Source organism: Bacteroides caecimuris, assembly GCF_001688725.2.
GTDB classification, from domain to species: domain Bacteria; phylum Bacteroidota; class Bacteroidia; order Bacteroidales; family Bacteroidaceae; genus Bacteroides; species Bacteroides caecimuris.
The window spans coordinates 2430250-2443824 of sequence record NZ_CP015401.2 but is presented as its reverse complement, the minus strand read 5'-3'; the positions used below and the strand labels follow the sequence as shown (position 1 = coordinate 2443824).

Here is a 13575-nt window from a genome sequence, read left to right as displayed (position 1 = left end):
TCTTTTTCTTTATTGATAATTGATTTATCAGGCAGGGTGATAGGTGATAGAGGAAAGTGAAAAAAAATCTGTGTAGAGATAAATCAAACCATATCTTTATCGACCCCGAATTTTTCTCCTGTCTGACACTCACCGGCAGGTTCCACGTGTACCAGAATATCATATACGTTATCCACCGAATTAATGATGCTCTTCTCCACCGCACCTGCAATCTCATGTGCCTGTGTGATGGTAATTTGCGGATTCACTTCTATATCAAGGGTAATCATATAGAGATTTCCTATCATTCGTGACCGGACGCGATGTGGATTGCTGGCACCGGGCACTTTCTCTACCGCCTCGAATATCTTATTATATACATTGACATCTTTCACCCCGTCCATTAGCTCCACATTGGAATCAATAAAAATGCTGATGGAAGATTTGATGATAAAGAGGCTGATTATCAATCCCGTAACCGAATCGAGTATGGGTGATTTGAAGATGAAAGTGAATATCAATCCCAGCAAAACACCGGTTGAAATGACGACATCATTGCGCATATTGATAGCGTTTGCCGTGAGCATGGAGCTGTTGATCTTCTTTCCCTGTTTGTATTGGTATAAAGCCAGCAAGAGCTTACCGATAATAGAAAACACGGTGACATAGATAGCGATAGACGATGGTATCTCTTTCACTTCATCTGAGAAAATGCTTTGAATGGACGATATCAACATTTGTACACCGGCATAAAATATCACCAGTGACAGAATCTTTGTCGCAATGCCTTCCGCTTTCTCGTAACCGAATACATATTTCTTTGAAGGAGGGCGGTTGATGAGGCGTGCCGTAAAAATCATGACGATAGAGATTACGACGTCGGTTGCCGAGTCGATACCGTCGCCCACTACCGCCAAACTACCGGTCCATAAACCGATGATGATTTTTGATGCGGACAGAATTGCATTGCCAATGGTGCTAATCCATGAGGTTTTGATTAAGATATTCTCTCTTGACATTGAAGTGACTCTTTATAATTAATTGTTTGATTGGGATTGGCGGGCAAAGATAAACATTTATAAGAGTCTGTGGTGGCTAGTCGCGAAAAAACTTTTTTCGGGCTGACACTAAATGTGACGTACCAAAGATGGAGCGGCTTGAAGAGATAGGAAATCCCCATTTATAATGGAAGATTTGTTTCCTTCTCATTATAAATGGGGATGTATGGAATAAAAATAATCGCTGTTTTTTAATGGTGGAACAAACGGATGCCTGTAAATGCCATTGCCATATTGTATTTGTCGCAAGTTCCAATCACATGGTCATCACGTACGGAGCCACCCGGTTGTGCAATGTAGCTGACACCGCTCTTATGTGCGCGTTCTATATTATCTCCGAATGGGAAGAAAGCGTCCGATCCTAAAGCTACACCTGTCATTGTATCCAGCCATGCCCGTTTTTCTTCACGTGTCAGCACCTCCGGCTTTTCGGTGAAGAACTGTTGCCAAACGCCGTCTGCCAATACATCGTCATAATCCTCCGAGATGTAAACGTCAATGGTGTTGTCGCGGTCGGCACGACGGATTTTCTCAATCCATGGCAAGTTCATCACTTTCGGATGTTGGCGTAAATACCAGATATCTGCTTTGTTTCCTGCCAGGCGCGTACAGTGGATACGCGACTGCTGACCTGCGCCAATACCGATTGCCTGTCCGTCTTTGGCATAACATACCGAATTGGATTGTGTATATTTTAAAGTGATTAAGGCAATGATTAAGTCACGTTTTGCATCAGCCGGGATTTCTTTGTTCTGCGTAGGCATTTCTTTCAAAAGACTTTCATCGATTTTCAATTCGTTTCTTCCTTGTTCGAAAGTCACACCGAATACATCTTTGTGTTCGATAGGAGCCGGACGGTATGCAGGATCTATCTTTATTACATTATAAGTCCCTTTTCTTTTATTCTTCAGAATTTCCAGCGCTTCGGGTGTGTAGTCGGGGGCAATTACGCCGTCGGACACTTCACGGTTGATGATGCGTGCTGTTTCTTCGTCGCAAGTGTCGGACAATGCAATGAAATCTCCGTAAGATGACATACGGTCTGCACCACGTGCACGTGCGTATGCTGTGGCCAATGGAGACAGTTTCATGTCGTCTACGAAATAAATCTTTTTCAGCGTGTCGCTCATTTCTACCGCAACGGCAGCACCCGCAGGGCTGACATGTTTAAAAGAAGCGGCAGCCGGCAGTCCGGTAGCTTCTTTCAGTTCTTTCACTAATTGCCAACTGTTGAACGCATCCAGCAGATTGATATAACCGGGACGTCCGTTCAATACTTCGATGGGGAGTTCTCCTTCTTTCATGAAGATACGGGCAGGCTTTTGATTAGGGTTGCAGCCGTATTTCAGCTCGAGTTCGTTTGCCATTTTATTAAATATAAAATTACGAGTTACTAATTACAAAGTTGATAGCGACAAAATTACGAAAAAAAGACTAGCTTGCCTAAAGTTGTGCCACAAAATAGTAGCATATAATTGGTATTTGCCAACGAATGAGGAGGTAAAATACCTATAAATGATGATTGTATTTCAGCAAAATATTCCGTTCCTTTGCAATCGCTAATATACATAGGTATGATGGATAATTTACAGAAATACAAGCCAACTGATAAGATGATTGATCTCATCAGCGATAATTATTCTTTATTGCAAGTGATGAGTCGTTTTGGACTTTCGTTGGGGTTTGGTGACAAAACAGTCAAAGAAGTTTGTGAACTGAATGGGGTGGACTGTCGGACCTTTCTGATTGTAGTCAACTTTATGGCCGAAGGCTTTTCCCGGCTCGATGGGGATAAAGATGATATTTCCATACCTGCATTGATTGATTATCTGCGGCAGGCGCATATTTATTTTCTTGATTTTTCTCTTCCGGCTATTCGTCGTAAGCTGATCGAGGCAATCGACTGTTCGCAGGACGATGTGGCTTTTCTTATTCTCAAGTTTTTTGACGAGTATACACGGGAAGTGCGTAAGCACATGGATTATGAAGAGAAAACCGTCTTTAAGTATGTCGATTCATTGCTTAAAGGAAATGCTCCCACAAACTACCAGATCAGTACCTTTTCCAAACATCACGATCAGGTAGGGGAGAAGTTGACAGAACTAAAAAATATCATTATAAAATATTGTCCCGCCAAGGCAAATGAGAATCTTTTGAATGCGGCTCTTTTTGATATATATGCTTGCGAAGCCGGATTGGAATTTCATTGCAAGGTGGAGGATTATATTTTTGTTCCTGCTATTCTGAATTTGGAAAGGAGGATGAGGGAAAATGAAAAGTAATGAAGTCGTTCGAATTGCTATTGCAGAAACCTCTGTGATTGTTCGTGGTGGATTGACTGCTGCGTTGAAGCGTCTTCCCAACGTAAAAGTGCAACCGATAGAATTGTTGTCGGTTGAGGCTTTACACGATTGTGTTCGAACGCAATGTCCCGAGATGCTGATTGTCAATCCTGCTTTTGGTAATTATTTTGATGTTGCTAAATTCCGGGAGGAAATTTCGAATAGGATACGTTTAATAGCTTTGGTCACTTCTTTTGTAGATGCTTCATTATTAGGTAAGTATGATGAGTCTATTTCAATATTCGATGATTTGGATATTCTTTCTAGGAAAATTGCCGGTTTATTGAATGTAGCTTCTGAGGAAGAAGAGACGGATAACCAGGATACACTTAGTCAGCGGGAAAAAGAGATCGTCGTCTGTGTGGTGAAGGGGATGACGAATAAGGAAATTGCGGAAAAGCTGTTCTTGTCGATTCATACGGTTATTACGCATCGGAGGAATATTAGCAAAAAATTGCAAATACATAGTGCTGCTGGTTTGACTATTTATGCTATTGTAAATAAGTTGGTTACATTGAATGAAGTGAAGGGATTGTAGCCTGCAAAAGTGTTATAAAACATAAAATCGTTTGCGCACACGAAAAATATTCGTACCTTTGCAGTGCAGTTGGGAAATTGCTGAATAGTTTATAAAAAGGTATAAAGAAAATATTAAAAAGGTATTAGAATAGAGAATTTAAGGTATTATTAGTTTAGTTCAATAGGAAAGTTTTTAATAGAAGGTAAAAGGATAACAATAGGTAAGAGGTTTTTAGGTAAAAAGAAGATTAGTTTTCAGGAAATTTGAGGTACTATAGAAAAGCCTTTGGGCTTTTCTGACGCGGTGGCGAGTGATTCTGTAAAAAGGATTAGCTCGTTTTTTTATTTATATAGCTGTAAGTTTAACCTTCTCCGACTCCCCCGTTATTGGGGGAGAGCAACCTTCTAGAAGGAGGAGCTATGCAGAGCACTTGCGAGACTTGAATTAACACAACATACCCGCAGGGTTTTCAGACTGACCTGTTTGTTTCCATCCGATGCCGTTCTTGATTAAATGGGCTCAACCGCGCTGTAATCATGCTTCAATGCAGTCAACAATCACCGGCGGGAGAAAGTTTTCCGACAGGCGCCCCGTTCTGTTAACGGATGCAAACGCAATAGAAGAGAGTTTGTCCGCATTTTGAAAAACGCAACAAGTCGCCTGCTGATTTACATCATTTAACGGTTAAGCATCAAGTTCCGCTTTATCCTCGCTTTATGAAGCATTCATTTTCGTTTCTTCACGGATATTAAGTAAATATTTATTCAATTTTAGAACGGAGGTGAAACGGACTTGAAACGGAGGTGATACGGAGGTGATACGGAGAAGTGACGAAAAAGCAGCGGAGAAGCGAGGAAAAGACAAAAAATCAGAATCTTCGGGAAGGCTCCGGAAGGAGTTTGTTTTTTCGTTTTTTTATCAGTCTGTTAACCAAGATTAAGCGTCCGGAGTGAACCGCCGAATGGAGAACTTTGGGTACGGATGTTGCAGAGCCATCACAAATACTATGCAGAACCATCACAAATACCATGCAGAACTATGAAACCATGCAGAACCATTATGAAACCATACTGAACTATTTCGTCAATAGGGAGACGAATGCATTTGCAGAATCATTCGATGCAAAAATTAAAGCATTCGGAATACAGCCCAGGGGAGTAGGAAATATACCTCTCTTTATGTTTGGATTATGCAGACTAACGGTGTAAATTCGGGCTATACCCACAGGGTTTTACAGGTGAGCCCATAAAAACAAAATCCTGACGAAATCGCTTCGGCAGGATTCTATTTCATCTTTTACTTAAATGTGGCTACGTAATAAAATTATGACTAATTAATTCAATTCTGATGTTGCAAAGATAATGCGTTTCAGTATGAGTCACAATCACCTTTATGAGGTATATTATGTAGTAGTTCTCACTATTTATGGTTAGCGGCAGGCGTTTTCTCTACTTTTTTCCATCCTTTAGCCTCGAAGTCGTATGCTTTTATGTCATATCCTAATCTCCAGGGTGGATTTTACTTAAGACTTGGTAATTTCTCCTATTAAGCAGGAGTTCATTTTATATCGGATATCTTTATTGGATAATCCATGTCCCAGTAAAAACATGAGCTTTGTGATGGCGCATTCGGGAGTGCTGTCATATCCACTGATTACGCCTGCTTCCAAAAGATGCATCCCTGTTTCATAACGTCCCATTTCTACTGCTCCGGAGGCACATTGAGTGATGTTGACAATGATAATTCCGCGATCGGTGGCTTCCTTTAGTTGGCGGATGAACCATTCCTTTTGCGGGGCATTTCCTGAACCGAAGGTTTTCATGACAACTGCCTTTAATCCGGGAACATGAAGCAGGGAAGTTACGATACTCTCCTGAATACCAGGGAAGAGGGTCAGAATAACCACATTAGTGTCAAATAGATAATGCGGCTTTAGGGGCTTTGTCGGATCCGGTTTCCGGATAAGATGGGGCTCATATCTAATGTGGATGCCTACCCGTGCCAAGGGGGGATAATTGAAAGAGCGGAAAGCATTGAAGTTTTCCGCATTAATTTTGGTGGTACGGTTGCCACGCATCAAATGATTTTCAAAGAAAATACAAACTTCAGGAACGACGGCCGTACCATCCGGGTTTTTAGCGGCAGCGATTTCAATGGCTGTGATGAGATTTTCTTTTCCGTCTGTGCGCAAAGTCCCAATCGGCAGCTGGGAACCGGTGAGGATGACGGGCTTGCTTAGGTTTTCGAGCATAAAACTTAATGCGGAGGCTGTGTAAGCCATTGTATCTGTTCCGTGAAGGATGACAAAGCCATCAAAATAATCGTAATTGTAATTGATGATTTTTACTAGCTTTGCCCAGTAAGCAGGTTCCATATCCGAAGAGTCGAGAGGGGGATCGAATTGGTAGGAAGAGATGCGGTAGTTGAATCTTTTTAGTTCGGGTACATGCTTAAGCAAATGGTCGAAGTTGAAGTTTTCTAAGGCACCTGTTTCCGGATTCTCTATCATTCCGATAGTTCCACCCGTGTAAATTAACAAAACGGAAGGGGTTTCTGCTCTCATAATTGTTGAATTGCTTTTAAAACGTTGGCAAAGATACGAAATAATTGTGATTTATGGTGTATGAATTATGATTTATGAATTTTCGAATGATTTAACTGCTGATTTGCATAAATCATGATTCATAAATCACAAATCACAAATCATAATTCATAATTCATAAATTATAAATCATAAATCACAAATCATAATTCATTTCACCGCTTCTTTTAATTTGAGGATGGCTTTTTCCGGGTCTTTTTCTTCTTCGAGCAGAGTGACGAATTTACTGCCGACGATAGCTCCGGAAGCGTGTTCGCAAGCTGCCTGGAAGGTTGCTTTATTGGAGATGCCAAATCCCACCATCAACGGATTGTTCAGATGCATATCTTTTATTCTCTTGAAGTATGCCTGTTTTTGTTCGTTGAAATTCTGTTGTGCTCCGGTAGTTGCTGCTGAGGAAACCATGTAAATGAATCCGTCGGTATGTGTATCTATTTCGCATACCCGTTCTTCGCTGGTCTCCGGTGTGATGAGCATAATCACTTTGATGTTGTAGCGTTCGGCAATGATACGATAATGTTCTTGATAATCACGGAAAGGGAGATCGGGGATGATGACGCCATCAATACCGCATTCCACGCATTTGCGGCAGAAGTTTTCAAATCCGAACTGCATGATTGGATTTAAGTATCCCATGAATACGAGTGGTATTTTTACGACCTTGCGAATATCCCGCAATTGTTCAAAAAGAAGTTTTAAAGACATGCCGTTGCGCAATGCTTGGGTAGCGGCATTTTGGATAACAATGCCGTCTGCCATCGGATCACTGAAGGGAATACCGATTTCAATCATGCTTACTCCATGTTTTTCGAGTGTGCGGATTACATGGGCAGTACCATCTAAAGTGGGGGTGCCGGCACAAAAATAAATAGAAAGTATGTCTTTCTTGTTGCTACTGAAAAGTTGATTAATTCTATTCATGACGCTGGAATTTTAAAGTGATGATTTTAATTCGTCTAAAAATGTCCGGATACGCTTCGGATCTTTTTCTCCCGGTTTGGTTTCAAAACGGCTGTTGAGATCATATCCGGCAAGCCGGGGATGCTTGAATTCTTTCAGGGCATTGGCACTGTATGAGTTGATACCTCCGCTCAAGAGGAAAGGTACATGTCCGTTGTATGTATGTAATATGCTCCAATCAAATTGATTTCCCGAACCACCATATTGCTCGCATTGGGTATCGAACAGAAAAAGATCACAGACTTTTTCGTAGTCATACACCTTTTTCAAGTCTTTGGGGCGGTCTACGGAAAAGGCCTTGATGATTTTCAATCCGGTAGAATGTAAAGACCGGCAGTATTCCGGCGATTCATTTCCGTGGAGTTGCACATCATTCAGTCCGAAACGATCAGCATACATGCTGACCACTTGCTTGTCTTCATTGACAAAGACGCCGACACGCCGGGCATGAGTGGGTAGGTAAGCCGGAAGCTCGTAGACACATCGGGGAGATTTAGGATAAAAGATGAATCCCAGCATATCTATGCCTTCGATAGACTCTATGTCCTGTATGTTTTCAGCTTCTCGCATGCCGCATACTTTGATAATTTTTCCGTTAATCATAGGGCTGTCCGTTTTGAATAATTAGTTTATTGAATGGCTTGCAGGAAATTCTGTAAGGTTTCTCCCGGTCGCTGTGTTTTCATAAATGTTTCGCCGATCAGGAATCCCCGGAATCCGGCTGCCCGAAGGCGTTTAACTATTTCCGGATCGGAGATGCCGCTTTCAGATACCAGTACCGCATCTTGAGGAAGTTGTCCGGCCAGGCGGAAAGAGTTTTCCACATCGGTGAAGAAAGTACCCAGATTACGGTTGTTGATACCTATCATATCTGTTCCTTTGTTAATGTATGCCAGTTCCTCGGAACTATGAATCTCTAATAAGACCTCCAGTCCTAATTCATGGGCTTTTTCTGCCAGTTCATTGCATTCCTCCAGTTCTAGTGCGGCTGCGATGAGAAGTACGGCATCTGCACCGACAATTTTAGTTTGGTAAAGCTGGTATTCGTCAATGATGAAGTCCTTTCTAAGAATGGGAATTTCCACCAAAGGGCGTGCGGCGCGGATATCTTTCAGGCTTCCTCCGAAAAACTTCTCATCAGTAAGGATGGAAAGGGCGGAGGCACCTGCCGCTGCATAGGAGGGAACGATCTCTTCCGGACATGCTTCTTCCTTTATCCATCCTTTGGAAGGAGAGCGCCGCTTGAACTCGGCGATAATACCTGATGCGGAAGAGGCTAATGCCTGCTTCATAGAGCGGGGAGTCGGAGATCCGCTGATACCTTCCTGTAGTTGTTCGATAGAAATAGCCTGCTTTTGCAGGTCAATTTCAAGTCGTTTGTTTGCTATAATTTCGGATAATATATCTTTCATCAGTTCGTTGTTTTTTTTAGTAATACTAACTTCAATCGTACATTGTAAATCGTCTAATCGTAAATCAAATTAACTATTTAATTCAATGAATTTCTTCAAAGTTGCTAATGCTCGTCCGCTTTCCAATGATTCTTTGGCAAGAGCGATACATTCTTCAATTGTCTTTTCCGGACGAATCACATGGATAGCGAAAGCGGAGTTGACTATCACTACATTTTTTTGAGCTTCCGTAGCTGTATTATTCATGATATGATCGAAAATCTTAGCTGCATCTTCCGGTGTTTGTCCGCCATCCAAGTCAGTCTCTTTATAACGGGAGAAGCCTAGGCTTTCGGGAGTGTAAATCTTTTCATGATCGCTGGTTGCCACTTTAAACTCATTGGTCAGAGAAATCTCATCATATCCGTCGAGGCTATGAACAACGGCAAAGCTTGTCTTGCTTTCCTGATAAGTATAGGTGTAAAGGCGAAGTAACGGTAGATTGTAAACTCCTAGCAGTTGGTAAGCAGGTAATACCGGATTTACCAATGGACCGAGCATATTGAAGAAAGTGCGCACTGCCAATCCTTTGCGAACCGGAGCTACTGCTTTTAATGCCGGATTGAATAAAGGGGCATGCAGATAAGCAAGATTGCATTTTTCCATGCTGCGACGCAGTTGGTCTACATCACTGGTGAATTTGACACCGTGTTGCTCCATTACATTACTGGCACCACTGACCGACGTTGCTCCATAGTTGCCATGTTTCACAACCGGGAAGCCGGCTCCGGCAACTGTAAAGCAGGAAGCTGTAGAAATATTGAATGTGTTTTTTCCGTCACCTCCGGTTCCTACGATATCAATTGGAGCGAAATCACTCAAATCGACTGGAATACGCATTTCCAGCAGTGCGTCACGGAAACCGCATAATTCCTCTACGGAAATATTACGCATCAGAAAGACGGTGATGAGTGAGGCCACTTGCACATCGTTATATTTCCCTTGCGCGATGTTCTGTAGAATGGTGCGCGCTTCATCGCGTCCCAAATATTGATGTTCGAAAAGTTTGTATAGAATCTGTTTCATAAGTTCAATCGTTTAAGAAGTTTTTGATCATTTCTTTTCCTTGCGGAGTTAATACTGATTCGGGATGGAACTGAATGCCATGTACATCATACGTTTTATGGCGGATGGCCATGATTTGTCCCTCCTGGCTTTCTGCTGTTATTTCCAGACAGTCAGGAAAGCCTTCCCGGCTGACTACCCACGAATGATATCTTCCGACAGGGATTTCTTTTCCTAATCCTTCAAAAAGCAGGTCCCGACGAATGATACTAACCGGAGTTTGTACACCATGATATACTTCTTTGAGGTTTTCCAGACGTGCTCCGAAAGCTTCGCCGATAGCCTGATGACCCAGGCAAACCCCTAGAATGCTTTTGGCTGGAGCGTATCTCTTAATAATAGGTAGTAACAAGCCGGCTTCTTCGGGTATGCCCGGTCCGGGAGACAGGATGATTTTATCAAAACGATCTACCTCATCAAGCTCTATTTGGTCGTTGCGGACTACTTCTACATCTGTAGCCCCTAATTCTTTCACTACATGCAGCAGGTTATAAGTGAAAGAGTCGTAGTTATCTAAAAGTAATATTTTCATTTTTATGGTCATTGTAAAATGGTTGTTCAAATACTATCTCTGTTGGACGGTTAATTTTTTAATTTGACAGCTAAATCAATTGCTTTTTTCAGCGCTCCCAGTTTATTGTTCACCTCTTGCAGTTCGTATTCATCTTGGCTGCGTGCTACGATACCTCCTCCGGCCTGGAACCAGAGTTCGTTGTTGCGGCTTACAAAAGTACGGATGGTGATTGCTTGGTTTAATTCGCCATTCAATCCGATAAAACCGATACAACCACCGTAGGCTCCACGATTATGTGGCTCGATTTCACTGATTAACTGCATAGCGCGTACTTTGGGGGCACCGCTTAACGTACCGGCCGGAAACGTGTCAATAAACGTTTTTATTTTGTCTGCGCCTTCACCCAGCATACCGCTGACACGGCTTACCAAGTGAATAACATGGCTATAATATTGCGGTTCCTTATAGAATACCACTCGTACGTCATGGCAATTACGTGAAAGGTCGTTTCTTGCAAGATCAACCAGCATGACATGCTCTGCATTTTCTTTAGGGTCGGCCAGTAAAGCTTCTGTCAATTCGCGGTCTTTTACTGTGTCTCCCGTGCGACGGGTGGTTCCTGCAATCGGATCAATGTAGGCACGGCCGTTTTCGATTTTGCAATGTGTTTCCGGTGAAGAACCAAAGATACGATATCCTCCGAAGTCGAAGTAGAAAAGATAAGGAGAAGGATTGATGCTGCGGAGTGCGCGATAAACTTTGAAATCATCTCCGGCGTATGGTTGGATAAATCTTCTGGAAAGCACAATTTGAAAAACATCTCCGCGCATACAGTGTGCGATTCCTTTGCGCACATTTGCTTTGTGTTCTTCGTCGGTGATGGGGCTGGTTACGGGGCCTGTTACAGAGAAATTGTAGGAAGCATAATTCCGGTTTTCGATGGCTGCTTCCAGTTCCGGCAAACCGCTTTCTTCTCCTTCGGACAACATTTCAACTAATGTCAGCTCATTTTTGAAATGATTGAAAACAATGACATACTTATATAATATGTATAGTAAATCCGGAGCATCGTTTTGCTCATCATGACTTTCTTTCACCGGGATGTGCTCGAAGTACTTCACGGCATTAAACGTCGTGTATCCGTAAAGTCCGCATACATTCTTATTATCTCCGGTCACCTGAAACTGATTGATAAACCGGTTCATGGCCTTTTCTACATTGAATGTTTTTGTCAGCGGTTCTTCCGTACGGCTATTATCGGGATAGTTGGCAGTGACAATGCCACCGTTTACACCGATGCTTGCCAAGGGACAAAGGGCTATAAATGACAGGGAATTTTCTCCGGCATGATAATCGGAACTTTCCATTAATGCGGATTGAGGATACATGTCGCGCACTTTCAGATAAATGCTGACAGGAGTATGCATATCTCCGAGCACTTGTTTGCTATGGGTAGTATAATTGAATGTTTTCATTTCTATAATTGCTTGATTATTGATTGCGAATGATGGTTGACTAATTATTTATAGCTGTTCGTTAAACGACAAATAGGTTTCAATATCTTTGTCTCCTCGTCCCGAAACAGTCAATACAACGATATCTTCCGGCTTGAACTTCAATTTTTTCAAAGCTCCCAATGCGTGGGCAGATTCCAATGCTGGGATAATACCTTCGAATTTGGTCAGTTCGTAGGCAGCCTCTATCGCTTCGTCGTCGTTGATTGCCAACACATTGGCACGGCTTTGGGCGGCAAGGTTAGCGTGTATCGGACCAATGCCCGGATAATCCAGTCCGGCGGAAATGGAGTATGGTTCCTCTATCTGTCCGTCTTCGTTTTGGATGACGTAGGTACGTGCTCCGTGGATAATGCCCATTTTGCCGAGTTGGATGGTAGCGGCGGTCATTCCGGTTTCTATTCCTTTACCTCCCGCTTCTGCCAGGATAATGCCTACCCGTTCGTCGTTGATATAATGATAAATCGTTCCGGCAGCATTGCTTCCTCCTCCCACGCAGGCTATCAGATAATCCGGATAATCACGTCCTTCTTTTTCTTGCAGTTGCTTTTTGATTTCTTCACTGATGACAGATTGCAGGCGTGCCACCATGTCAGGGTAGGGATGAGGACCTACGGTAGAGCCGATGATATAATAAGTGTCGGCAGGATGACAGCACCAGTCGCGGATCGCTTCGTTGGTTGAGTCTTTCAGCGTCATGTTGCCGGAAGTAACGGGGATAACGGTGGCTCCCAACATTTTCATTTTCTCTACATTGATGTGCTGGCGTTCTACGTCCGTTTTTCCCATATAAACGATACATTCCATATTCATCAATGCACAGACGGTAGCTGTTGCTACTCCATGTTGTCCGGCTCCGGTTTCGGCGATGATGCGCTTCTTTCCCATGCGGCGTGCCAGTAAGATTTGTCCGATGGTATTGTTGATTTTGTGAGCACCTGTATGATTCAGGTCTTCCCGCTTCAGATACAATTTGCAACCGTATTTTTCAGAAAGGCGTTGGGCTGGATAGAGTGGGGAAGGACGTCCTACGTAGTCACGTAGCAACTGGTCGAATTCTTTTTTAAATTCTTTACTTTCAATTACTTCGAGGTACTTACTAGTTAATTCCTCAACACATTTGTGGAGGATTTCCGGTACGTAAGCACCGCCGAATTCTCCGTAATAGCCATCCTGGTCAACTAAAAAACTTTTCATAATCCTATCTGTATTTTTATGTTATTATTGAATCTGTATTGAAACGGGTAAATAAAAAGAGCCCTGTCGCAGGTTGCGACAGGGCTCTTTCAAATTTGTTATATCTTTAATGAGGTATATACATACGAGCACTGCTCCCTTACGACTGTCGGAGTTGTAACGGGCGCCACCACCAATATGTATTTACTAACATTGTTCTCATTGTCTTTTGTAATTTTATGTGGGCAAATATAGACATTTTATTTGAAATAGCAAACAAAATATGACTTTTTTCTCTTTTGCCTCCACGGCTTTTTCATTTAAGAAATTCTCATAGCCAAAAGCCATTCATCTTTTCTTTTTTCTTTCTACTTACCTTATTTTTATCAGGAAA

At 42.4% G+C, this 13575-nt stretch carries 13 protein-coding genes; 3 read left to right on the top strand and 10 right to left on the bottom strand.

Translation table 11 applies throughout. The annotated features are described in order from the left end of the window. Positions 1-83: 83 nt before the first annotated feature. Complete coding sequence (locus A4V03_RS10550; protein WP_065538868.1) at positions 84-998, bottom strand: cation diffusion facilitator family transporter; 915 nt, start codon at positions 996-998, stop codon at positions 84-86. 230 nt (positions 999-1228) lie between these two features. Next, positions 1229-2404 (bottom strand): phosphoribosylaminoimidazolecarboxamide formyltransferase, encoded by a 1176-nt coding sequence (locus tag A4V03_RS10545; RefSeq protein WP_065538867.1) that lies wholly within the window; start codon positions 2402-2404, stop codon positions 1229-1231. 210 nt (positions 2405-2614) lie between these two features. Between A4V03_RS10545 and A4V03_RS10540 the strand changes: the two genes are divergently transcribed. From A4V03_RS10540 to A4V03_RS10530, 3 genes are all read left to right on the top strand, one after another. Further along, positions 2615-3319: a hemerythrin domain-containing protein gene (locus tag A4V03_RS10540; RefSeq protein ID WP_065540373.1), complete on the top strand. Its 705-nt coding sequence runs from the start codon at positions 2615-2617 to the stop codon at positions 3317-3319. Further along, on the top strand, positions 3309-3917 hold the full coding sequence (locus A4V03_RS10535; RefSeq protein ID WP_065538866.1) for a helix-turn-helix transcriptional regulator: 609 nt from the start codon (positions 3309-3311) through the stop codon (positions 3915-3917). Before A4V03_RS10540 ends, A4V03_RS10535 begins: the two co-directional genes overlap by 11 nt. Before the next feature lie 1010 nt (positions 3918-4927). After that, complete coding sequence (locus A4V03_RS10530) at positions 4928-5107, top strand: transposase (protein ID WP_071807670.1); 180 nt, start codon at positions 4928-4930, stop codon at positions 5105-5107. Positions 5108-5421: 314 nt separating this feature from the next. Here A4V03_RS10530 and A4V03_RS10525 read toward each other — a convergent pair whose 3' ends face one another. The 8 genes from A4V03_RS10525 to trpB form a co-directional block, all read right to left on the bottom strand. Beyond that, positions 5422-6462, bottom strand: a complete 1041-nt coding sequence (locus tag A4V03_RS10525; protein ID WP_065538865.1) for an asparaginase — start codon at positions 6460-6462, stop codon at positions 5422-5424. Positions 6463-6651: 189 nt separating this feature from the next. Next, positions 6652-7422, bottom strand: a complete 771-nt coding sequence (gene trpA / locus A4V03_RS10520) for a tryptophan synthase subunit alpha (protein WP_065538864.1) — start codon at positions 7420-7422, stop codon at positions 6652-6654. A gap of 12 nt (positions 7423-7434) precedes the next feature. Further along, positions 7435-8064 carry a phosphoribosylanthranilate isomerase gene (locus A4V03_RS10515; protein WP_065538863.1) on the bottom strand — a complete coding sequence of 210 codons (630 nt, stop codon included), beginning with the start codon at positions 8062-8064 and terminating at the stop codon, positions 7435-7437. Between the two features lie 26 nt (positions 8065-8090). Continuing rightward, complete coding sequence (gene trpC / locus A4V03_RS10510) at positions 8091-8873, bottom strand: indole-3-glycerol phosphate synthase TrpC (protein WP_065538862.1); 783 nt, start codon at positions 8871-8873, stop codon at positions 8091-8093. A gap of 69 nt (positions 8874-8942) precedes the next feature. Beyond that, a complete protein-coding gene (gene trpD, locus A4V03_RS10505) occupies positions 8943-9938 on the bottom strand; it encodes an anthranilate phosphoribosyltransferase (protein ID WP_065538861.1) in 996 nt (331 codons plus the stop codon). Positions 9939-9942: 4 nt separating this feature from the next. Next, the gene (locus A4V03_RS10500) at positions 9943-10509 is read right to left on the bottom strand and encodes an anthranilate synthase component II (RefSeq protein ID WP_089280792.1); all 567 of its coding nucleotides are present in this window, start codon (positions 10507-10509) and stop codon (positions 9943-9945) included. A gap of 50 nt (positions 10510-10559) precedes the next feature. Next, a complete protein-coding gene (locus A4V03_RS10495) occupies positions 10560-11966 on the bottom strand; it encodes an anthranilate synthase component I family protein (RefSeq protein WP_065538859.1) in 1407 nt (468 codons plus the stop codon). Positions 11967-12014: 48 nt separating this feature from the next. Next, positions 12015-13202 carry a tryptophan synthase subunit beta gene (trpB, locus tag A4V03_RS10490; RefSeq protein ID WP_065538858.1) on the bottom strand — a complete coding sequence of 396 codons (1188 nt, stop codon included), beginning with the start codon at positions 13200-13202 and terminating at the stop codon, positions 12015-12017. Between the last annotated feature and the right edge of the window lie 373 nt (positions 13203-13575).

Coding starts and splice junctions, on each gene's coding strand:
- trpD (WP_065538861.1), bottom strand. CDS start 9,938: ATGAAACAGATTCTATACAAACTTTTCGAACATCAATATTTGGGACGC.
- A4V03_RS10515 (WP_065538863.1), bottom strand. CDS start 8,064: ATGATTAACGGAAAAATTATCAAAGTATGCGGCATGCGAGAAGCTGAA.
- A4V03_RS10495 (WP_065538859.1), bottom strand. CDS start 11,966: ATGAAAACATTCAATTATACTACCCATAGCAAACAAGTGCTCGGAGAT.
- trpA (WP_065538864.1), bottom strand. CDS start 7,422: ATGAATAGAATTAATCAACTTTTCAGTAGCAACAAGAAAGACATACTT.
- A4V03_RS10545 (WP_065538867.1), bottom strand. CDS start 2,404: ATGGCAAACGAACTCGAGCTGAAATACGGCTGCAACCCTAATCAAAAG.
- trpB (WP_065538858.1), bottom strand. CDS start 13,202: ATGAAAAGTTTTTTAGTTGACCAGGATGGCTATTACGGAGAATTCGGC.
- A4V03_RS10530 (WP_071807670.1), top strand. CDS start 4,928: ATGCAGAACTATGAAACCATGCAGAACCATTATGAAACCATACTGAAC.
- A4V03_RS10535 (WP_065538866.1), top strand. CDS start 3,309: ATGAAAAGTAATGAAGTCGTTCGAATTGCTATTGCAGAAACCTCTGTG.
- A4V03_RS10525 (WP_065538865.1), bottom strand. CDS start 6,462: ATGAGAGCAGAAACCCCTTCCGTTTTGTTAATTTACACGGGTGGAACT.
- A4V03_RS10550 (WP_065538868.1), bottom strand. CDS start 998: ATGTCAAGAGAGAATATCTTAATCAAAACCTCATGGATTAGCACCATT.
- trpC (WP_065538862.1), bottom strand. CDS start 8,873: ATGAAAGATATATTATCCGAAATTATAGCAAACAAACGACTTGAAATT.
- A4V03_RS10500 (WP_089280792.1), bottom strand. CDS start 10,509: ATGAAAATATTACTTTTAGATAACTACGACTCTTTCACTTATAACCTG.
- A4V03_RS10540 (WP_065540373.1), top strand. CDS start 2,615: ATGGATAATTTACAGAAATACAAGCCAACTGATAAGATGATTGATCTC.